The organism is Rhodospirillales bacterium (genome assembly GCA_014323865.1).
Lineage (GTDB): Bacteria > Pseudomonadota > Alphaproteobacteria > SP197 > SP197 > SP197.
This window is the reverse complement of record JACONG010000016.1, coordinates 777,503-798,341: the sequence shown is the minus strand read 5'-3', so window position 1 is coordinate 798,341 and position 20,839 is coordinate 777,503. Positions and strand designations below refer to the sequence as shown.

Genomic DNA, 20,839 nt, shown 5'->3' with positions numbered 1-20,839 from the left:
GACTTATGTCAAAGGAAAAGTCATGGGTAAGCCTGATTTAACCAGCCGTTACGATTCTCCCGGATGGGCGCGGGCGAACACGCCGATTCTGACCATGTTCTGGCCTCAGGCGTGCCGGTGATCCCGACCTTCCGGGGCGAGGACTTCCGGGGCGAGGACTTCCGGGACTGGGGCCTCGAAGCCGGCTTCGCCCTCGACCTCCTCTTCGAAAGAGATCGGCAGGGTCTCGCGGTATCCCTGGCTCATGCCACATCTCCCGTGCGCAGCCCGCTCCGGGCGCTCTTGCCGCGATAGTACACGGCCGAGGCATCCTTCACGGGCTGAAAGTCCCATGCCGCGACGATGCCTTCGGCCAGGGGACCTCGGATCGCGAGACGACGCTGTTGGCTCGTCAGGATTCGACGGGTCAGCACGTCGAAGTCCCAACCCTCTGCCACCTCGGCCGCCAGGCTCGCCTCGACCTCCTCCACGGCGGCATCGCCGGCGCGGTTCACCAGTTCGTCGGGGTCGTTCGCGAGGTCGTAGAGGCGGGCGGGATAGGCGCTGGACGCGATGTACTTCCACCGGTCCCGCCGCAGCATCACGATCGGTCCGGCGGTGCCTTCCGACATCAGTTCGCTGGCGATCGTACGGTCCGGCACCGCAGGCGCGCCCCTGACGACCGGCATCAGGCTATCGCCGTCGACGCCGTCGGGCAGCGGATCGAGCGAGGCCCCGCCGATCTCGGCGAGGCTCGGCATCAGGTCGAGCAGGGAGACCGGTCCTGTGACCCGCCGCGGTGTCCCGCCGGGTTCGGCGATCACGAGCGGAACGCGCGCCGCGGGTTCGAAGAAGGTCTTCTTGTACCACTGTCCGCGCTCGCCCAGCATCTCGCCATGGTCGGCCGTGAAGACGATCGCCGTGGTCCCGGCCATGCCGCAGTCATCGAGTGCGCCAAGCAGCCGCCCGACCCATTCGTCCACCATCGTGATGTTGGCGTAGTAGGCGTGCCGTGTTCGGCGCAGGTCCTCCTCGGTCGGGCGGTAGAGGTCCATGCCGTGGTGGATACTGATGTCGCGGCTGTGCGGGTCGCGCGCGTCGATCTCGATGAAGGGCACCCGCGGCAGGTCGATGTCGGCGGGATCGTACCGATCCCAGGCGCGCTTGCGTGCGATATAGGGGTCGTGCGGGTGGGTGAACGACACGGTCAGGAAGAGCGGCCGGTCATCGCTGCTGCGCGCGTGGTCGAAGATCAGGCGCTCGGCCTCGAAGACGACCTCCTCGTCATAATCGATCTGGACCGAACGTTTGCACAGGCCGGATTCGCGAACCGGCGTGAGATCGATGAAGCGCTGGTCGACGCCCAGCCGCCAGTCCGGCGTCCAGAGGAAGTCGGCGGGGTAGATGTCCGTCGTCAGGCGTTCCTCGAAGCCGTGGAACTGGTCGGGGCCGACGAAGTGCATCTTGCCCGAGAGCGCCGTGCGGTAGCCGGCGCCGCGCAGCAGATGTGCGAAGGTCGGGATGCTGGCGGGAAACTCGCAGGCGTTGTCGAAGGCATCGATCGTCGAAGCCAGCCGGCCCGCCATCATCGAGAAGCGCGAGGGCGCGCAGAGCGGCACGTTGCAATAGGCCGACTCGAACACCGTGCCGCACGCGGCCAACGCTGCAAGATGCGGTGCCTGAACGACAGGGTGGCCATGGAACGGCAGACAGGCTGCGGCCATCTGATCGGCCTGGATCAGCAGAATGTGCGGCCTGGCGACCATCGGCACCCCCTTTCACGATCCCCGGCCCGTCTCCTGGCAGACATGCCCTGACATCGCGGCTTCAAGGATTGCAGCACGAACGACGCGGCGCAATGATGCACATCGACACGATGGTGAAGGACAGGGCCGGTTCCAGCCATGTGGCCCGGAATGGACTGGCGTCTTTGTCCGGCAATATGGCGGGCGGTCCGGCTTCTGGATTCCGGTTGGCGGGCACGGTCATCGCAATTTTTCACGAAACCCTGTTCAACCACGTTGCGAGAGTGCCTATAGTCGGAATTGGTCAGCATGGTATGTTTGGAGGAATGAATTGACCACTCTCCTGGTTCCAGCTTACGCGCTCACACTCTTTCTGGCGGTGGGCATCTCAGGCTATCTTTCCTATGGAGGCCTGTTGCGCACAGCAGGCGAGATTACATTGCCCCTGGTGGTTCTGCTGATGATGATCATCCTGATGATGGATGCCACGATCAGCTATTTCCGGTCCACCGAGCGGCGCTTCCTTCTGCCTCTGTTCATCTGGATGGTGGCGGCATTCTTCTCGATCGCGTCCAACTTCAACTTCCTCTATTCCAATTTCATGCGCGAAGACGTGACGGAGAGCACGGTCACCGAGAAACTCGCGGTCTTCCGGGACGACCTCGTCATGACACGGGCATCCCTCGATGGCATGGAAGAACTGTCTTTCGCCCGTGCTCTGGAAACGGATCTCCGGGTCGAGATCGAGAACCTCCGGGATCAAATCAACGATCCGCTACGCCCCGGCTGCGGCCAGGAATGTCGCTTGCATATGGAGCGAATTGAGCGCATTCTCGGGCGTGAGATCACCAATCTGGCCGTTCCGGGGATCGGATCAGACATGGCCTTGGTCAATGATTGGTATGCCCGTTACAGCGCGGCCGCTGAGGATATCCTGAGTGTTACGCTCGAAACGACCGCAGCCCCGGCAATCGAAAACCTTGTTCGCCTCATTGATGCGACACTTCTCGAATACGACAGCCCGGAGCGGGTTCTCTTGACAAAAGGCGGGCTGGATGCTCTCGGCGAGATATCCACGATTTCCCTTGACGTCGAGCGCGCGGCGAACGCCCTTCTGCCTGAAGATGAGGCCGTCTCCCATCAGAAGATTGATCCGGGCCTCGGTCGCTTGGGTGAAATTGTTTATGCCTTCCAGAATGGCTTCGGCGAAATGCCGAACCCGCTTGCGACATGGGTTTCCCTCGTCCTTGCTTCTGTCACCGACGTTCTGCCCCTGCTTCTGTCTTTTGCCCTCTTCGGCCGCGGTCGGCTCGAACGTGACGCAAAGCCCGCCACACCGCGTGGCGGCGGCAAGCGCCGCGTCATCGACGGCTAGGACAAGTGACGACCATGGACCAGAAAATGAACCAGGGCACCTCTTTCCCCAATCGTATCGATGAAATCAAGCGCTACCGTCCCAAGCAGAGGGATGGCCTTGCGATTGACGATATCAGAGCGAAGAAGTCCGGCAATTACATTTTCTCTTTCGGGTTCCCCGGTTCCGGAAAAACCACCTTTCAATGGATGTTGATGAACTACTTGATGAATGAAGGTCCCTTCCGGACGGAAATATCGGTTCCTGATGGGCCTGAAGGTCAGGACTGGGAAGGCAGGGCCATCATCAATATGTGGAAAGACCAGTGGATCGAAGGCCGGTTGCCGGACCCGAATGCCACTGGCGAAAACGCCGTGCGCGAGGTCATGATCGATACCCGTACAACAAACGGGAGGAAAATACATTCAAAGTTCGGCTTTCTCGAGATGTCGGGAGAGCTATTGCAGGAGGTTCTGGTAAAACCCGGCGCTCCGCCACCGGTCATGGCGCCTCTTCTGCACGCTTATCTGGACAATCCCAACCTCAGGTTTTGTGTCGTTCTGATGCTGAGCCCCGATATCGAGGAAAACGACAAGCTCTTCGCGTCCTTCATGACATACCTGAAAAAAAATTTCCGGGGCTTGCTGGACCGCATCTCGCTTGCGGTCGTCATCTCTAAACCGAAAGAGTCCCTTGAGCGTCTGCGGGAGTTTGGAGCAAGCGACGGGCAAACCGTCTATGACAAGCTTGACAAAGATGCGCTGCTGGACTACTTGAACAGATTCTGTGGTGAGACCTACCAGATCTGGGATCATTGGCCGGAGCCCAAAAAGACACTCCTGTCGCCCCTCCATCTTGGCGAGCTTGACATGAGCGGCGGAGAACTGCGACTCGTTAAGCCGTCTTTCAGGCATATTGAAGAGATATTGTTCTGGCTGATCGAACAATTCGAGGGCAAGCGGCCGGGGCCAACCCTGTTTCAGCGGATTCTGGGGCGTGTCAATCGTTGGAAATGATGGCCACCGAGACAACAATCCAGGGAGAAGTCATATTCGGGACGGAGCGTGGCCTCAAGGTGCAGGGCAACGGCATTCTCTCCAGGGTGCCTGTTCACTGTTATGAATTTGACCGTCAGCACGACGGCGTAATCCATCATCATATCCGCGAAGGTGAAACCGCGTTCTTCGCCCGCAGACTTCAGAACGTCCGGCTCCGCAAGGCAATCAATCTGTTCGGTGCCATCTCTCCGTGCCGTGATGTGCAGAGTCGACCAGGCTTTTTCGGCGTGGCGGTTGCGGTCCAGATTGATAATCCCCGCGACAGTGTCATCTGTACTGACTGGTCCAAGATCGAGGGGCCCGTCAACACCCTCATGGACCATGCGAGGGAACTCGTTACGGACAACAGGATTCTTGAATGGCGGAGCATCATCCAGCAGGATGTGCAGGAGCGCCCGGCACAATGGCAGGTCGTCGAAGGGCAGGTTCTGGAGTTTCACCTGTCCTGTGCCGAGCAGGAAGACGAGGTGCCGAAAATACTTCAGGCGCTTACGTTCGAGTATGCCGGCTCTCACGAAACGCTTCTGGTCTTCAAAGAACCGACCCCAAACTCGGTGCCTCTTGATGACGAAAGGGTGCTCCGGTCCATCTCCGCCTTCGATAAGGCGAGGAGTCAGGCATCATCCACCGCAAGCTCCCCAGCGAAAACACCGCAGGGATCCGGGACGGGGAACCTCCGGGACCGGATCAATGCATTGGAGGAGATAGTGGAGGACTTGGTGAAAGAGATCGACAACGTCAATGACCGACTTGATCACGTTGATCACGTCGATGGTCATCTTGATCGTTTCGCATACACATCAAGGCATGGCGATGTGACACCGGATGACGCGGATGAGCAAAATCAGCCCCATGTGTTCGACGAATTTTTGCGCTCATTCCGCAATTTTTGGCGAAAGAGAAAGAGAAAACCCTGGATGCGCGCCATTCTCATTTTTGCCATGGTAATGTTCGTCGTGGTGGGCATGATTCTTGTGGTGGACTGGGTATTGTAGTATGAGGGTAAAACGGTGCGGGCCCATGATCACCGTGCCGCCCCGCGTGTCTTGGAGCCGTCCGGCGTCGGTGACAGAACCGACCGGGCTCCATGACGATGCCAAGCGTTACCCCTGCACCGTCGAGCCCGACGACCACGACAAGCTCTCGGAGGCTTCGATCCACACCATGTCGCTTCAGGGAGGCATCATGGAGAAGGGCGAGGCGGAGCGGTTCGCCGCGCACCCCCACTGTGCCGACGCGGCGCAATGATGCCACACCAACCCGATGGGGAGAGACGCCATGGTCGGACTCGCCCGGTTTCACAACAACGGTGACCATCTGGACCTGCAGTGGGACGACGGACGTCGCGATCGCGTGTTCGCCATCTGGCTGCGCGACAATTCGCCGTCGCCAGAGGCGCGCCATGCCAACGGCCAGAAGCTGTTCGACATCACCGATCTGCCGTCCGACATCGCAATCGGCGAGGTCACCAGCGAATACGGCGCGCTCCAGGTGCGGTTCGTACCCGACGGCCACCATGCGGCCTACGGTCTCGAATGGCTGCGCGAGCACGCTGCAGGACAGAAAGGCTCGGAACGCCGATTGTGGGGCGCGGACCTTGCCGAGGCGATGCCGGTCCACGACTGGCCCGCGACCCTTGCCGACAGCGCGTCCAGGCGGGCCTGGCTGGTCGATCAGCGCGATCTCGGCTTCACCCTGCTGAAGAACGTTCCGACCGAGCCCGGCACGCTGCTGAAGGTCGTCCGCAGTTTCGGATACGTGCGCGAGACGAACTACGGGCCCTGCTTCGAGGTCCGCACGGAACCGCAGCCGATCAACCTCGCCTACACGCCGATGGGTCTCTCATGTCACACCGACAACCCCTATCGCGACCCGGTGCCGGGCATGCAGTTCTTGCATTGCCTGGTGAGCGAGAACGACGGCGGTGAATCGGTCGTGGTCGACGGTTTCCAGGCGGCGCGGCTGCTGGCCGAGGAAGCGCCCGCCGACTTCGCGCTGCTGACCGGCCATGCGGTGCCGTTCCGCTTCACAAGCGCCGACACCCATCTCGAAACCCGCGCCCGGCTTATCAGCCTCGACGACCGTGGCGACGTCCGCGAGGTTCGCTTCAACAACCGTTCGATTGGCACTTTCGACCTCGATCCCGGGATCATGCCGGCATTCTATCGCGCCTATCGGCGGTTCGCGGAGGTGCTGCAACGCCCGGCGCTCGAGGTGACGTTCAAGGCAGGTCCCGGCGATCTCTTCATCGTCGACAACCAGCGTGTGCTGCACGGCCGCAAGACCGTCGGCGGATCGGGCCGCCGCCACCTGCAGGGTTGCTACGCCGACAAGGACTCGTTGCTGAGCACGCTGCGCGTTCTGGAACGGGAAACGGCATGACCGGGGCGCTTCTTTCCGATCTCACCCGCGACAACGTGATCGATCGGCTCGGCGACCTCTTCGCGGCGATCATGGAGTCGAGCTATCTGGGCGAGAAGGTGACGATCGGCGAACACATGCTGCAGTGCGCTGCCTGCGCCCGGCGCGACGGCGCGCCCGATGCGCTGGTGGCCGCGGCGCTGCTCCACGACGTCGGTTACTACGTCGATCCCGATCCCGACAATCTCAACGAAACCGTCGCCGACAAGCGGCATGACCGTGCTGCCCCGCGTGCCCTGGAACCGTTTTTCCCGGCGGCGGTGACAGAACCGATCGGGCTCCATGTCGATGCCAAGCGCTATCTCTGCAGCGTCGAGCCCGACTACCGCGACAAGCTCTCGGAGGCCTCGATCCACACCATGTCGCTTCAGGGGGGCATGATGGAGAAGGACGAGGCGGAGCGGTTCGCCGCGCACCCCCACTGTGCCGACGCCGTGCGCGTGCGGCGCTGGGACGAAGAGGGCAAGGCCCCCGACGCCAATGTCCCCGGCTTCAATCGCTACCGCGCCATGCTTGCGGCGCTCGTGAACGCGCACACGCGATGAGCAAATGGCATGTGGCGCAGATCAACATCGGGCGCATGCGTGACGAGAGCCTCGAAACGGCGCAAGGCGTGGTTCGACGATCATGCGGGAATGCGCCTCGCCCTCCGGTGAATCCCGGCGGGTACGCTTCCGAGCGTTGAGGACAGCAAGGCCGCGCTGCAAGGCCTGGCTGACCATGGTCCGATCGCATCGGGATTCAACATTTGCGCAGATCGCCGATTCGCCGGATTGAGTCGCCCTCTGGTCTGGCGTAGGACAGCGAACGTACCTAATCTCTGCAACCATCGTCCTTCATGCCGGGTTCCCGGTCGGAAAGGCTCGCTCATGAGCTGGCTCTTCTTTGTCGTTCTGACCTTTGTCATCCTCACCGCCGCGGCGCTCTTCATGGGCATCGGCAGCTTCGTGAAGGGCGGCGCGTTCAACCGCAAGCACGGCAACAGGCTGATGCGCTTCCGCGTCATCTTCCAGTTCGCTGCGATCATCCTTCTCGCCCTGATGTTCCTGCTTGCGGATCGGCACTGACGCCATGGTGAAACTTGACAGGATCTACACGCGCGGCGGGGACAACGGCGAGACGTCGCTGGGTGACGGCAAGCGGGTGCCCAAGCACGACACCCGCGTGGCCGCCTATGGCACGGCCGACGAGGCCAATGCGATCCTGGGTCTCGCTCGGCTCCATACAGACAGCGATGACGACGCCATGCTGGCCCGCATCCAGAACGACCTGTTCGATCTCGGTGCCGACCTCTGCACGCCGCATGACGGTCGCCGCGCGTCGGGTGCGCTGCGTATCACGCCTGAACAGGTCCAGCGTCTGGAGGACGAGATCGACACCATGAACGGCGATCTGGCACCGCTTGCCTCGTTCATCCTGCCCGGCGGATCGCCGGCCTCGGCCCGGCTCCATCATGCCCGCACCGTGATCCGACGCGCCGAGCGCCTGATGACCGAGCTATCGGTCTCCGAGAAGGTCAATCCCGAGGCGGTGAAATACGCCAACCGGCTCTCCGACCACCTCTTCGTCATGGCCCGCTGGCTCAACGACAAGGGGGCCACCGATGTGCTCTGGGAACCCGGCGCAACGCGCCAGTCGGCCTGATTGATCGCCTTGATCGCTGCAGCCGCGAACATGGCCGGTTCTGACGCAAATGCGACGATTTTGCACACTTGGTGCGTTGACACGGACCTTGGCGCGGTCCTAGTTTTCGCACCTGCGAAATGGGCCGTCTTTCAGCGACCCGGTTCCCTGTAATCCCTGAAACAGCAGTCGCCTGGAGTCGGATGCGATGAAGGTACTCGTCCCGGTCAAGCGGGTCATCGACTACAACGTGAAGGTCCGCGTCAAACCGGACCGGAGCGGCGTCGATCTCGCCAACGTCAAGATGTCGATGAACCCCTTCGACGAAATCGCGGTCGAAGAGGCCGTGCGCATGAAGGAAGCCGGCACGGCCACGGAAGTCGTTGCGATCTCTCTCGGTCCGGACCAGAGCCAGGAAACTCTGCGTACCGCGCTGGCCATGGGTGCGGACCGCGCCATCCATGTCGTCCACGACGGCGACCTGGAGCCGCTCGCGGTCGCCAGAATGCTGGCCAGGGTGGTCGCTGAAGAGACCCCCGATATCGTCATCCTGGGCAAGCAGGCGATCGACGATGACGCCAACCAGACCGGCCAGATGCTGTCGGGCCTGCTGGGCTGGTCCCAAGGCACCTTCGTTTCCAGGATCGAGGCCGGCGGCGACAGCATCAAAGTGACCCGCGAGGTCGACGGCGGTCTCGAGACCGTGGCGCTCAGGATGCCGGCGATCCTGACGGTCGACCTGCGCCTGAACGAGCCGCGCTATGCGTCGCTGCCGAACATCATGAAGGCGCGCAAGAAGGAGATCGCCAGGAAGACGCCGGACGAGCTTGGCGTCGACACGACCCCGCGCCTCAACACGCTGAAGGTGGAAGAGCCACCGAAGCGTCAGGGTGGCATCAAGGTGGGTTCGGTCGCCGAACTCATCGACAAGCTTCACACCGATTCCGGAGTAATCTGACGATGGCGATCCTCGTTTATGCCGATCATGACAACAGCGAGCTCTCCTCGGCGACGCTGAATGCGGTCACGGCCGCGAACCGGATGGGTGGCGATGTCACCGTGCTCGTGGCCGGTTCCGGCTGCGGTGCCGTCGGTGAGGCCGCGGCCAGGATCCAGGGCGTCTCGAAGGTCCTTGTGGCCGACGATACCGCGCTGGGTGCCCAGCTTGCCGAGAATGTTGCGCCGCTGATCGCGGGCATGGCCTCGGGCTACAGCCACATCGTCGCCGCGGCGACCACCACCGGCAAGAACGTCATGCCGCGTGCCGCCGCCCTGATCGATACCCAGCAGGTCTCCGACATCACCGAGGTCGTCTCGGCCGACACCTTCGTGCGTCCGATCTACGCCGGCAACGCGATGGCGACCGTGCAGTCGACCGACGAGACGAAGATCGTCACCGTGCGCACCACGGCGTTCGAGCCGGCCGAGGCCGAGGGCGGATCCGCCGCCGTCGAAGCCGTCTCGGGTGCTGCCGATGCCGGCCTTTCGAGCTTCGAAGGTGCCGCACTCAGTGAAAACGAGCGTCCGGAGCTGACCACGGCGCGCGTCGTGATCTCCGGTGGTCGTGGCATGCAATCGGGCGAGAACTTCGCCATGCTCGAGGAGGTCGCCGATATCCTCGGCGCCGCCGTCGGTGCGTCGCGTGCGGCGGTTGATGCCGGCTACGTGCCGAACGACTACCAGGTCGGCCAGACCGGCAAGGTCGTCGCGCCCGAGCTCTACATCGCCGTCGGTATCTCCGGCGCGATTCAGCATCTGGCGGGCATGAAGGACAGCAAGGTCATCGCCTGCATCAACAAGGATGAAGAGGCGCCGATCTTCCAGGTCGCCGACTTCGGCCTCGTGGCCGACCTTTTCGCGGCTGTGCCGGAGTTGAAGACCGAGTTGCAGAACCAGGGCATTCAGGCCCGCTGATCAGGACAGGCAGCGGGTGCCCAGGCCTCCGCCGCAAGTCCAAACCTCCGCTGCAAGTCTTTGAAGGGAAGTGTTCCTCATGGAGATCAAGAGCATTGGCGTGATCGGTGCGGGCGCGATGGGATCGGGCATTGCCCATGTCTGCGCGCTGGCCGGTTATGACGTGTCTCTTGTCGATGTGAACCGGGCCTGTGCCGACGCCGCGCTCGAGGTGATCGGCGGCAACATGGAACGCCAGGTGCGCCGCGGCCGCATCTCGGACGAGGACATGACGGCGGGCCTCTCCCGCATTTCGGTCGTCGACGGCTATCACGACCTCAGGGATTGCGACTGCGTGATCGAGGCTGCCACGGAGAACGAGGCGGTCAAGAAGGATATCTTCGCCAGGCTCACGGAGACGCTGAAAGCCGACGCGATCATTTGCTCGAACACCTCCTCGATCCCGATCACCAGGCTCGCTGCCGCGACCGACCGGCCCGGGAAGTTCATGGGCATGCACTTCATGAACCCGGTGCCGGTCATGAAGCTGGTCGAGCTGATCCGCGGTCTGGCGACCGATGCCGAGACCTTCGACACGATCCGCGAGCTGACGCTGACGCTCGAGAAGGTGCCGGCGAACGCCGAGGACTTCCCCGCCTTCATCGTGAACCGCATCCTGCTGCCGATGATCAACGAGGCGGTCTATGCCCTCTACGAGGGCGTGGGCACGGTCGAATCGATCGATACGGCGATGAAGCTCGGTGCGAACCACCCGATGGGCCCGCTTGAGCTGGCCGATTTCATCGGACTCGATGTCTGCTATTCGGTGATGCAGGTGCTCTACGACGGTCTGGCCGACACGAAGTACCGGCCGTGTCCGTTGCTCGCCAAGTACGTCGAGGCGGGCTGGCTTGGTCGCAAGTCCGGTAAGGGCTTCTATGATTACGCCGGCGACGAGCCCGTCCCGACCCGCTAGGCCCGCCCTGGCCGTCGCCCGCAACAGCCGGGTTCTCGTTCTCGCGGCACTGCTCGTTGTCTGCTCCGCCTCGGCGTTGATCGTGTCGCGGATCGTGGTCGACGATCGTATGGTCGTTTCGGTCGGCTCGATCAAGGATGTCACCGCTCTCTTCAAACGCCTCGACTACAGCCGCGACAACTGGTCTGCGCCGAAGCCGGGCGTGCCCCGTCTCCTGCTCTCGGAGATATCGCCCTCCCTGGGGGCGGCGCTGGCCGACTCCATCACGGTCGACCAGAAGAAATCCGTCTTCCTTATGTTCATGGCCCCGCTGGGCCTGGTCGCCAACGAACATATCCTCAAGGACCGCGAACGACTGCTCGAACTCAGGAACCTGGCCCGGCTGAGCAGCGATGAGCAAAGCTGGCTCGCCGACCTTGCCGTGCGCTACCGCGTGTCCGACGACACCGATGCGCCCGTCACCGACGATGTGCTCGATGCGCTTGTCGACCGGGTCGACGCCCTGCCGCTCTCGCTCATCCTGGCCCAGGGGGCGGAGGAGAGCGGGTGGGGCACGTCGCGCTTTGCGACAGAGGGCAATGCACTCTTCGGCCAATGGACCTGGGGTCGTGACGGCATCACGCCCGGCGAGCAGCGCAGCAGCCTGGGCGACTACAAGATCGCCGCCTTCGACACGCCGCTCGATTCCGTCGAGGCCTATCTTCTGAACGTCAACAGCCACAACGCCTACAGCGCCCTGCGCGACCTTCGCAGCAAGGCACGCGAAAGTGGTGACCTGCCGTCGGGCACCAACCTCGCCGCCGGTCTCTCGTCCTATTCCGAACGCGGCGAGGGTTATGTCGAAAGCCTGCGCAGCATCATCCGCACCAACGATCTCCGTCCGATGGACGGCGCTGGGCTGCGCGAGGACAATCCGACGATCATCGTGAAGATATCGGAGGACCGGAGCATATCCCGTTGACACCGCCACAACAACACTCTGATCCCAACCCCGGCGCGGTGCTGAAACAATCAACACGTCCCTGAAAAACCCGGATAAACCCGGATCATCCCACCGTTTGCACAAAGAGTTTCGCATCACTCCGCATTGTCGGGAAGACGACGACAGAGCGCTGTTTGCGTACCAACCCACCGGCGACAATCTGGCCGGTTTCGCCCGTTTCATCCACGCACGATTGGATCGACGGCATGACACAGCCAACCCGCCAGCAGACGGAGACGATCATCCAGGCGGCGACGATTTCTTGCTGGGTGCGCTCGGCGTTTCGGGTGATGCGGGTCATCAGGATGAAGCCCTGGCGCTTCTGGGTATTGAGGCCGCCGGACTTGTGGCGCAGACGGAGTAGACCATGACCGACGAATCGCTTCTCTATCTGCGCCGGCTGAACGTTCAGGCGCTCGGCATCACGACCCACGACATCGTTGCGACGATCGGGAATCTTCTGCGGCAGGTCGATGCAGGAACCGCCTGGAACACCCCCAAGGCGCAGATCCTGCCGGGCCAGAGCCGGCTCTACATGTCGATGCTGGCATCCGCGACGGAGCCGCCGTTGATGGCGGTCAAGTCGCTTGGCAAGAACCCCGCCAACCCCGAGAAGGGGCAGGAGACCATCGGTGCGCTGATCACGGTGCCCGACAGCGAAAGCGGCCTGCCGCTCGGCATCATGGACAGCGACCGGACCACCGGTGTGCGTACGGCGGCCCTCTCGGCCACAGAGGCGCACCACTTGGGGCGCAAGAACGCCGAGACCATCGCGCGGACCGACCGTGTCGTGATCGACGATGCCAAGCAGGAAAAGACCATGGCCGACCTCATGGTCCCGCAAGAGCTGATCGCGGGCGATCTCAAGGGCCTGGCGACGGGCACCATCCCCGATCGGCAGAGCGATCAGGAATGCGGAGTCAGCGATGGGACCGGACGTCTCTGCGACGTCGGTCAGTTGATGGACTCAACCGCGTATATCAGGTCAGGAGCGCGCCTTGTCGAGATGACGTCGAACGGCGCGCAAGGACGGGAGCACGCTCCCCAGGTCATCCGATCCGATCACCGACCAGACGTCCGCAATTGGAGGGGCGACGGCCGCCACGGCCCGATCGTGCGCCTCGCGGCCCGCAGGTGTGATCCGAACCAGCTTACCCCGTCTGCCCTTCGAATCGGGTGGGACGGTTACGTAACCCCTTCCTTCCATGAGCCGGAGAGGCGACGACTCGGGATGCACCCTGATCAGGTTGTTGAGGACACCGAACTGGGACAGCGTCAGATCGTCCCCCATGGCATGTTCTAATATCCGGCTCGCGAGCAGGTTGATGATGGCGATCTCGTTGTTGAAGAAGACGAAGGCACCCGGCAGGTTGTCCCCGGACATCTCAGGCGAACAAACCTGGTGTGGCAGATCAGCTTCCGCACGAGCCGGAAGGGCGGCTGGGATCGCGGGCCGTCGTCGGCTGAACGCGATGGCCGTCACACGTCTCGAACACACTCTTCGGCGGTCAGGCGTTGCGCCGGGCCAGGAACCAGACGAAGCACACCGCCTGCACCAGCGCCCAGCCGCCAAACGCGACAAGGTAACCGGTGGACGTGTAACCGCCGCTGTCGGCCGGGAAGAAATCGAGCACCGCGCCCATGGCGAGCTGCAAGAGTCCAGCCAGCGTGAAGGTAAAGAGTGCCAGCGACGTGTTGACCCTCCCGGCCATGGCGACCGGGAACTTCTGGGTCAGGCCAGCGTAGAAGATCGTCGGGGCCCCGCCCGTGTACGCGAAGGCAGCCGTCAGCAGCCAGGCGGGCAGAAGGGTGCCCGTCGCCAGCAGGACCTGGACCGCGATGAACACGGCCGTCGCGACGCCGGCCACCATGCCGACACCGATGCCGATCCGGCTAAGCCGCTCGGTCAGCCAGCCGAGCGAGGCATAACCCAGAACCATGCCGACACCGCCGATGAAGAGCACCTCGGCGGCCGCCTGGGGCGAGAGTCCCGCCATGTCGCGCAGCCAGGGGCCGAACCACAGAGCCTGGGTCGACATCCAGGCGGCCTGGGCCGTCATCACCAGCGGTGCGATTGACCAGAACAGGCGCGAGCGGAAGATGAAGCCGAGACCGCTGAGCTGCTCCCGCAGGTTCCTCGGCTCCCCCTCGGCGCGCCGTTCGGGTACGACGAAGAAGATGATGCAAGCCACCGCCATGGTGATCGCCGCGATCAGCTGGAACATGCCGCGCCAGCCGATGGCCTCGACCGCCGCCTGGACCGGTGACGATGACGCCATCACACCCGCTCCGCCGCAGGCCATCAGAAGACCGTTGACCAGCGGCAGCTTCTGCTTGGGCATCCAGAGCGCGAAGATCTTGAACGAGGCTAGCAGGCAGCCCGAGACCCCGGCGCCGATGATGCCGCGCGCGATGGCGAGCGAGAGCGTGTCGTCGCCCAGCCCGAACAGGAAGGCGCCGATCGCTGCAACGGCCAGCAGCACAACCTGGGTCCGCCGTGGGCCGAACTTGTCGAGCGCCATGCCGAGCGGGATCTGCACCGCCGCAAAGGCGAAAAAGTAGGCACCGGTCAGCAGGCCGACCGCTGCCGCGTCGATCCCCAGCTCTTCGCCCAGAACCGGTCCCAGAACGGCGTTCACCGTGCGGTAGAGGTAGGACAGGAAGTAGCCCAGCGCGAACGGCAGGAAGATCCTGCCAGCGACGAAGACGAAACCCGGTGCGGGCATGGTGGAGGCCGATTGGGTCACGGGAAGATCGGACAATTGGAAAGTCGCCGCCTCTCTAGCCCCGATTGGCGGTGCGTCAAGGCTTCCATCCGGGCACGCTTTGCTCTAAGGCCCGCGCCATGACGTCATCGAACGACAGCAAGGCCGCTGCGAACCCGCTGTGGGGCGGGCGTTTCGTCGAGGGGCCATCGGAGATCATGGAACGCATCAACGCGTCCGTGACCTTCGACCATCGCCTGGCCCTGCACGATATCCGTGGCTCCAAGGCGCATGCCGCCATGCTCGCGGCGAGCGGCATCATCAGCGACGCCGACAACGCGGCGATCCAGGACGGACTCGACCGGATCGCGGGTGAAATCGAGGCCGGCAGCTTCACCTTCGATCCGGCGCTCGAGGACGTTCACATGAACGTCGAGGCACGCCTGAAGGCCTTGATCGGCGAGCCGGCCGGCAGGCTTCACACAGGGCGTTCGCGCAACGACCAGGTCGCGACTGACATGCGTCTCTGGCTGCGCGACACATTGGATGCGGTCGAGGTCGGTCTGCGCGACCTCCAGGAAGCGCTCATCGGACAGGCCGAACAGCATGCCGGCACGGTGATGCCGGGCTTCACACACCTTCAGCCCGCACAGCCGGTCACCTTCGGTCATCACCTGTTAGCCTATGTCGAGATGCTCGGCCGGGATCGCGGTCGCTTGGCCGATTGCCGCGCGCGCATGAACGAATCGCCGCTGGGTGCGGCTGCGCTGGCCGGAACGTCCTTCCCCATCGACCGGGCGATGACCGCTGAAGCGCTCGATTTCGACCGCCCCGCCGCGAACTCGATGGATGCCGTCTCCGATCGCGATTTCTGCCTGGAGTTCCTCTCCGCGGGTTCCATCACCGCGGTCCATCTCTCGCGTCTGGCCGAGGAACTCGTGCTCTGGACCAGTCCGGCCTATGGCCTGATGCGCCTGCCTGACGGGTTGACCACCGGTTCGTCGATCATGCCGCAGAAGCGCAATGCCGATGCCGCCGAACTGGTGCGCGGCAAGGCCGGTCGTGTCACCGGTGCACTGGTCGCACTGCTCACCATGCTGAAGGGTCTTCCGATGACCTATGGAAAGGACATGCAGGAGGACAAGGAACCGGTCTTCGATGCCGCTGAAACCCTGATGCTGGCAATCCCCGCCACGACCGCGATGATCGCGGGGCTCACGGTTGATGCCGCCGCCATGCGCGCCATGACGTCGAAGGGCTTCCTGACAGCAACCGATCTGGCCGACTGGCTGGTGCGCGAATTCGGCCTGCCGTTTCGGGAAGCCCATCATGTCTCCGGTAGCCTTGTGAAGGCGGCAGAGGATGCGGGTTGCGATCTCGCTGATCTGTCGCTCCAGGCCATGCAGGCGGTTGAGCCGCGCATGCACGCCGGCGTCTATGATGTGCTGGCCGTGGAGGCCTCGGTGTCCAGTCGCACGAGTTTCGGCGGGACCGCACCGGATCGAGTCGCCGAGGCGGCCGCCGAGGCGCGCAGGAGGTATCTGGGATGACACGCCGCGTGGTCCTGATGATGGCGCTGGCGGCCACCATGGCGGCCTGCGGACGCAAGGGCCCGCTTGAGTCGCCGTCGCAGGATGACGACGAGGACGAGGGGCGAAACTATTGAGCGCCTTCGATAATGAGAACGGACGGCTCCATTGTGAGAGTGTCTGCCTGACCGACCTTGCGCACGAGGTCGGCACGCCCTTCTATTGCTACAGCGCAGCGGCGCTCGAGGCGCGCTACAACCGGCTCGCCGATGCCATCGCCGCAAGCGGCACCGAGATCGCCTATGCCGTGAAGGCCAACAGCAATCTCGCCGTGATCGCACTCTTCCGTGCGCTCGGTGCCGGCGCCGACGTGGTCTCCGAAGGCGAGATTCGCCGCGCGCTCGCCGCCGGTGTGCCGGCCGATCGCATCGTCTTTTCCGGTGTCGGTAAGTCACCTGCCGAACTCGCCTTCGCGATCAAGGCGGGCCTGCACCAGATCAATATCGAGAGCGAAGCCGAACTTGGCCGTATCGCCGCGATCTCTTCGGAAATGGGCAGGAACGTCCGGGTTGCCTTCCGGGTCAATCCCGACGTCTCCGCCGGCGGGCACGAGAAGATCAGTACCGGGCGCAAAACCGACAAGTTCGGCCTCGCGCCCGATGAGGTCGAGCAACTCTACCACGCCGCTGCTGAGTCTTCGCATGTCGAGCCGGTCGGCCTGGCAGTTCACATCGGCTCCCAGATCAAGGATGTCAGCGCTTTCGCCGCGGCTTACGAACGGTTGATCGACCTCATGAACCGGTTACTCGCCGAGGGACGCGAGGTCAGCCGTCTCGATCTCGGCGGTGGCTTGGGTATCGCCTATCACGACAACGAACAGGAACTGCCCGTGGAGTCCTACGGCGACCTGCTGGCCGATATCGGCCGCCGCTCGGGTGCCGCACTCACCATCGAGCCGGGCCGCTGGCTGGTGGCAGGCGCGGGCGTGCTCGTCTGCGCCGTGAACACCGTCAAGCAGGCCGGTGATCGGCGAATCGTGATCGTCGATGCCGCCATGAACGATCTGATCCGCCCGACCCTCTACGATGCCCATCATCCGGTCTGGCCGGTTGTTTGTAGCAACGAGTCGTCGGTTCATCCGTCCACGGTGGCCGGTCCGATCTGCGAATCCGGCGATATCCTGGCGATCGATGCTCCGCTGCCCGATCTGGCGGCTGGCGATCTTGTGACCATCGGTCATGCCGGTGCCTATGGCGCGGTGATGTCGTCGGGCTACAATGGCAGGCTGCTGGTGCCCGAGGTGCTGGTGCGAGGTTCGCAACACGCCGTCATCCGCCGCAGGCCCAGCCACGGTGAAGCGATGGCGCTGGAGAGTCTTCCAACCTGGAGCTCAGCCGCCGACGCCGCATGAGGTTTCGGTACAGGTGCCGGAGCCTGGGAGCCCGAAGCATGGCCTTACCCGAGCCGGGACAGAACAAGCGGCCTGCCGCCATTGAGCGGCGCATCTCCCTCGCCCGTATGGCGATCTTCTGGGAAGACATGTTGACGCGCCTGTGGCGCGGCGTCTCCCTTATCGGTTTTTTTGTCGGCCTTACGCTGCTGGGCCTCTGGACCTGGCTGCCCGGTGTCCTGCACGTGGTGCTGCTGGTGGCCTTTGCAATTGCGATCCCGGTCATCTTGTGGCGCGATCTTCGCGGGCTCTCATGGCCCGACGAAGCGGCCGCCCAGCGCCGTCTGGAACTCAAGAGCGGCTTTGATCATCGTCCCCTGCTCGCAATCGACGATGATTTCGCGGGCGACCGCATGGACAGTGGTAGCCAGGCGCTCTTCGAGGCGCATCGCAAGCGCATGGTCGAGCGCATTCGTGCGGTTCGTGTCGGGCGGCCGCTGTCGGACGTTTCGCACCACGACCGGCTGGCGCTGCGCAGTATCGCGGTCCTGATCCTCGCCGCCGGTCTCGTTGTCGGCTGGTCCGTGGCACGCGAGAGCTTCGCGGCGATCCTGGCCCCCGATTTCTCTGTCGCCGCCGTCGAAGGCGAGACCGGTAAGCTAACGCTCTGGATCACGCCCCCGGCCTACACCGGCATTCCGCCGCTCTGGCTTGATGCCCTGCGCGAGAATACTGACGGCACGCCGATTGCGATCCCGGCTGGCAGCGAGCTTGTGGCGCAGGTCCGCGGCGGTACCGAGCCACCGGTTCTGGTGGTCGACGAGGACGCCATCGCCTTCGAGCCTGCCGGTCCGGGCAGCTACCAGATCGTGCACACCTTCAAGGCCGGTGACCATTTCGCCGTCGTGCAGTCCAGCCGCGAGATCGCCGGGTGGCCGATCGATGTCATCGGCGACAACGAACCCATCATCACGCTGACCGACGATCCCACAGAGACGCTCAGGACCAGCCTGCGGCTCGATGTGCTGGCGCAGGATGACTACGGCATCGCCACGATCACCGGCTCGATCAAGCGGACCGGCGATACCTCGGGCGAGTCGCTCGACATCAGCTTCCCGCTTGCGCAGAGCGGCGTGCGTGAGGTCAGGGCGCCGGCCTTCTACAACTTCATGGCACACCCTTGGGCCGGCATGGACGTCAGTCTCGTCCTGATGGCGACGGACGTAATCGGCCAGGAGACCGTGAGCCAGGAGTATTTCTTCAAGATGCCGGAGCGCTACTTCATGCATCCGGTGGCGCGCCATCTGAACGATCAGCGCAAGCTGCTCGTCCAGACCCCTGACATGGCCGAAATGACGGCTGTCATGCTTGAGGCGCTCACGCTCGATCCCTCGGCCTATCTTGATGATGCCGGCGTTCATCTGGCGCTGGTGAGCGGTGCCAAGCGGCTGTTCTACTCCCATGATCCCGAGCGGGCGCGGACCGACGTCGTCGAGCTGATGTGGGATACCGCGCTCGCCATTGAGGAAGGCCCACTCGCCTTTGCTGAACAGCGCGTCCGGGAACTGCAGGACGAGTTGCTGCAGGCTCTGTCGGACGGTGCCTCCGAGGAGGAGATCGAACGCCTGCTTGAGGAGCTGCGGGTCGCGATGGACGACTACATGCGCGCGCTCTCCAACCGGCTGCGCACCGATCCGGGCGACCTCTTCGACCCGACCGATGCGCTCAAGGCGGTCGGCAGCCGCGAGTTGACCAGTCTCGTCGAACAGATTCGAGAACTGGTCCGTACGGGTTCGACGGACCAGGCCCAGACCCTGCTGACACGTCTGCAGGAGATCATGGAGAACATCTCGGTCGGCAACCTCTCAGACCTGACCGGTAGCGTCAGCGCCGAGGCGGCCGAAGTGATCCACACGATCCGTCAGCTCATGGCCAACCAGCAGGAATTGCTCGACGAGACGTTCGAGATGCTGCGCGAGAACGACACCGGCGCATTCGAAACGGCCAAACAGGCGCTCAGCCAAGGTGAAATCCAGGGCGTCCTGCAGACCCTGATGGATCGCATGGAGGAGTTCGGCTTCGGCACCGTGCGCGCGTTCTCCCGCGCCGACCGTTCGATGGGACGGGCCGTGCGTCAGCTCGATGCGGATCGTCCGAGCCAGGCGGTCGACCACCAGACCGAGGCGATCGAGTATCTTCGCGCCGGCGCCGATTCGGTGATGCAGGAGATGCTGGAGCAGGCCGGCGAGGATGCGACGGCCGGGCAGAACTACTTCTCGGCGCCGCGTGATCCCATCGGTCGCCAGCTCGGTGGTCAGGGCGAGGTCGATAACACCGATTTCTCGCTGCCTGATCGCGGTGCGATCATCAAGGCGCGGGAGATCCTCGACGAGCTCTACAAGCGTGCCGGCGAACAGCACCGTCCGCTTGACGAACAGGAGTATCTGCAAAGGCTTCTGCGCCGCTTCTGAACCGGGCAAGGTGCCGATGTTGGTCAGGGATTCCACGCCGGATGACGTTCCGGCGATCACGACAATTTACGCCCACAGCGTGCTGCACGGCCTGGCCTCGTTCGAGGTCGAGCCGCCGACAAAGTCCGAAATGGCGGGGCGGCGCGAGGCCATCCTTGCCGCGGGCCTGCCGTATCTGGTTGCCGAAGCGGACGGCAAGATCGCCGGCTACGCCTATGCCGGCCCCTACCGGACCCGGCCCGCCTACCGCCACACGGTGGAGAACTCGGTCTACGTCGACGGGCGGTTTCAGGGCCGGGGTGCAGGCCGGCTTTTGCTCGCGGCCCTGATCGAGCGCTGCGAAGCCGCCGGGCGGCACGAGATGGTGGCCATCATCGGCGATTCCGGCAATCAGGCTTCGATCGCGCTTCACGCCGCGCTCGGTTTCGTGATGGTCGGCACCCTGCGGAATGTCGGATTCAAGCACGAACGCTGGCTCGACAGTGTCATCATGCAGCGTTCTCTGGACCCGCGCTGACGCGTCCTTCTCGCTACCGCTGATCCTCGAAGGTGAGGAACAGGTTGGTCGTATCGTGCGAAAGGGGCGGGTTCGGGTAGCTGTTCCGAAACAGCGTCCAGTCACCGGGGCCAAGCACGATCGCGTTGGCCAAAAACTCCAGTCTCGAAGGGTGCGATACGCGGGATCGAGGATCTCGGCGCGTAGCGACGGCATC

Annotated in this window: 23 protein-coding genes; 19 read left to right on the top strand and 4 right to left on the bottom strand. The window is 63.6% G+C overall.

Annotated features, from left to right (window positions below):
• Positions 1 to 105: 105 nt before the first annotated feature.
• Complete coding sequence (locus GDA49_12920; protein ID MBC6441281.1) at positions 106 to 246, bottom strand: hypothetical protein; 141 nt, start codon at positions 244 to 246, stop codon at positions 106 to 108.
• A complete protein-coding gene (betC, locus tag GDA49_12915; GenBank protein ID MBC6441280.1) occupies positions 243 to 1,745 on the bottom strand; it encodes a choline-sulfatase in 1,503 nt (500 codons plus the stop codon). The genes GDA49_12920 and betC overlap by 4 nt, the downstream gene beginning before the upstream one ends.
• Before the next feature lie 92 nt (positions 1,746 to 1,837).
• Here betC and GDA49_12910 point away from each other — a divergent pair, with 92 nt between their 5' ends.
• The 13 genes from GDA49_12910 to GDA49_12850 all read left to right on the top strand — a co-directional run bounded on the left by GDA49_12910 (position 1,838) and on the right by GDA49_12850 (position 12,010).
• On the top strand, positions 1,838 to 2,059 hold the full coding sequence (locus GDA49_12910; protein ID MBC6441279.1) for a hypothetical protein: 222 nt from the start codon (positions 1,838 to 1,840) through the stop codon (positions 2,057 to 2,059).
• A complete protein-coding gene (locus GDA49_12905; protein MBC6441278.1) occupies positions 2,056 to 3,099 on the top strand; it encodes a hypothetical protein in 1,044 nt (347 codons plus the stop codon). Before GDA49_12910 ends, GDA49_12905 begins: the two co-directional genes overlap by 4 nt.
• Before the next feature lie 26 nt (positions 3,100 to 3,125).
• Positions 3,126 to 4,094 carry a hypothetical protein gene (locus GDA49_12900; GenBank protein ID MBC6441277.1) on the top strand — a complete coding sequence of 323 codons (969 nt, stop codon included), beginning with the start codon at positions 3,126 to 3,128 and terminating at the stop codon, positions 4,092 to 4,094.
• The gene (locus tag GDA49_12895; GenBank protein MBC6441276.1) at positions 4,094 to 5,131 is read left to right on the top strand and encodes a hypothetical protein; all 1,038 of its coding nucleotides are present in this window, start codon (positions 4,094 to 4,096) and stop codon (positions 5,129 to 5,131) included. Before GDA49_12900 ends, GDA49_12895 begins: the two co-directional genes overlap by 1 nt.
• A 70-nt stretch (positions 5,132 to 5,201) precedes the next feature.
• Positions 5,202 to 5,384 (top strand): hypothetical protein, encoded by a 183-nt coding sequence (locus GDA49_12890; GenBank protein ID MBC6441275.1) that lies wholly within the window; start codon positions 5,202 to 5,204, stop codon positions 5,382 to 5,384.
• Between the two features lie 30 nt (positions 5,385 to 5,414).
• On the top strand, positions 5,415 to 6,518 hold the full coding sequence (locus GDA49_12885; GenBank protein ID MBC6441274.1) for a TauD/TfdA family dioxygenase: 1,104 nt from the start codon (positions 5,415 to 5,417) through the stop codon (positions 6,516 to 6,518).
• Positions 6,515 to 7,102 carry a hypothetical protein gene (locus GDA49_12880; protein MBC6441273.1) on the top strand — a complete coding sequence of 196 codons (588 nt, stop codon included), beginning with the start codon at positions 6,515 to 6,517 and terminating at the stop codon, positions 7,100 to 7,102. Before GDA49_12885 ends, GDA49_12880 begins: the two co-directional genes overlap by 4 nt.
• A gap of 324 nt (positions 7,103 to 7,426) precedes the next feature.
• A complete protein-coding gene (locus GDA49_12875; protein MBC6441272.1) occupies positions 7,427 to 7,624 on the top strand; it encodes a twin transmembrane helix small protein in 198 nt (65 codons plus the stop codon).
• Between the two features lie 4 nt (positions 7,625 to 7,628).
• The gene (locus GDA49_12870; GenBank protein MBC6441271.1) at positions 7,629 to 8,201 is read left to right on the top strand and encodes a cob(I)yrinic acid a,c-diamide adenosyltransferase; all 573 of its coding nucleotides are present in this window, start codon (positions 7,629 to 7,631) and stop codon (positions 8,199 to 8,201) included.
• A gap of 187 nt (positions 8,202 to 8,388) precedes the next feature.
• Entirely contained in the window at positions 8,389 to 9,138 is a 750-nt protein-coding gene (locus GDA49_12865; GenBank protein ID MBC6441270.1) for an electron transfer flavoprotein subunit beta/FixA family protein, read from the top strand.
• A gap of 2 nt (positions 9,139 to 9,140) precedes the next feature.
• Positions 9,141 to 10,094, top strand: a complete 954-nt coding sequence (locus GDA49_12860; protein MBC6441269.1) for an electron transfer flavoprotein subunit alpha/FixB family protein — start codon at positions 9,141 to 9,143, stop codon at positions 10,092 to 10,094.
• Between the two features lie 79 nt (positions 10,095 to 10,173).
• Positions 10,174 to 11,049, top strand: coding sequence for a 3-hydroxybutyryl-CoA dehydrogenase (locus GDA49_12855; protein MBC6441268.1), 876 nt, complete (start codon positions 10,174 to 10,176; stop codon positions 11,047 to 11,049).
• Positions 11,012 to 12,010: a glucosaminidase domain-containing protein gene (locus GDA49_12850; protein ID MBC6441267.1), complete on the top strand. Its 999-nt coding sequence runs from the start codon at positions 11,012 to 11,014 to the stop codon at positions 12,008 to 12,010. The genes GDA49_12855 and GDA49_12850 overlap by 38 nt, the downstream gene beginning before the upstream one ends.
• 85 nt (positions 12,011 to 12,095) lie before the next feature.
• Here GDA49_12850 and GDA49_12845 read toward each other — a convergent pair whose 3' ends face one another.
• Positions 12,096 to 12,332, bottom strand: coding sequence for a hypothetical protein (locus GDA49_12845; GenBank protein MBC6441266.1), 237 nt, complete (start codon positions 12,330 to 12,332; stop codon positions 12,096 to 12,098).
• Positions 12,333 to 12,398: 66 nt separating this feature from the next.
• Between GDA49_12845 and GDA49_12840 the strand changes: the two genes are divergently transcribed.
• Complete coding sequence (locus tag GDA49_12840) at positions 12,399 to 13,334, top strand: hypothetical protein (protein ID MBC6441265.1); 936 nt, start codon at positions 12,399 to 12,401, stop codon at positions 13,332 to 13,334.
• Between the two features lie 205 nt (positions 13,335 to 13,539).
• On the opposite strand, the gene GDA49_12835 is transcribed toward GDA49_12840, so the two are convergent.
• On the bottom strand, positions 13,540 to 14,793 hold the full coding sequence (locus GDA49_12835; protein MBC6441264.1) for an MFS transporter: 1,254 nt from the start codon (positions 14,791 to 14,793) through the stop codon (positions 13,540 to 13,542).
• An 83-nt stretch (positions 14,794 to 14,876) separates the two neighbouring features.
• Between GDA49_12835 and argH the strand changes: the two genes are divergently transcribed.
• The 5 genes from argH to GDA49_12810 are packed head-to-tail and all read left to right on the top strand — an operon-like array spanning position 14,877 to position 20,643.
• The gene (argH, locus tag GDA49_12830; protein ID MBC6441263.1) at positions 14,877 to 16,286 is read left to right on the top strand and encodes an argininosuccinate lyase; all 1,410 of its coding nucleotides are present in this window, start codon (positions 14,877 to 14,879) and stop codon (positions 16,284 to 16,286) included.
• Positions 16,283 to 16,402: a lipoprotein gene (locus GDA49_12825; GenBank protein ID MBC6441262.1), complete on the top strand. Its 120-nt coding sequence runs from the start codon at positions 16,283 to 16,285 to the stop codon at positions 16,400 to 16,402. Before argH ends, GDA49_12825 begins: the two co-directional genes overlap by 4 nt.
• On the top strand, positions 16,399 to 17,676 hold the full coding sequence (gene lysA / locus GDA49_12820) for a diaminopimelate decarboxylase (protein ID MBC6441261.1): 1,278 nt from the start codon (positions 16,399 to 16,401) through the stop codon (positions 17,674 to 17,676). Before GDA49_12825 ends, lysA begins: the two co-directional genes overlap by 4 nt.
• A 38-nt stretch (positions 17,677 to 17,714) precedes the next feature.
• Complete coding sequence (locus GDA49_12815) at positions 17,715 to 20,126, top strand: DUF4175 family protein (protein ID MBC6441260.1); 2,412 nt, start codon at positions 17,715 to 17,717, stop codon at positions 20,124 to 20,126.
• A 16-nt stretch (positions 20,127 to 20,142) separates the two neighbouring features.
• Entirely contained in the window at positions 20,143 to 20,643 is a 501-nt protein-coding gene (locus GDA49_12810; GenBank protein ID MBC6441259.1) for an N-acetyltransferase, read from the top strand.
• Positions 20,644 to 20,839: the final 196 nt, after the last annotated feature.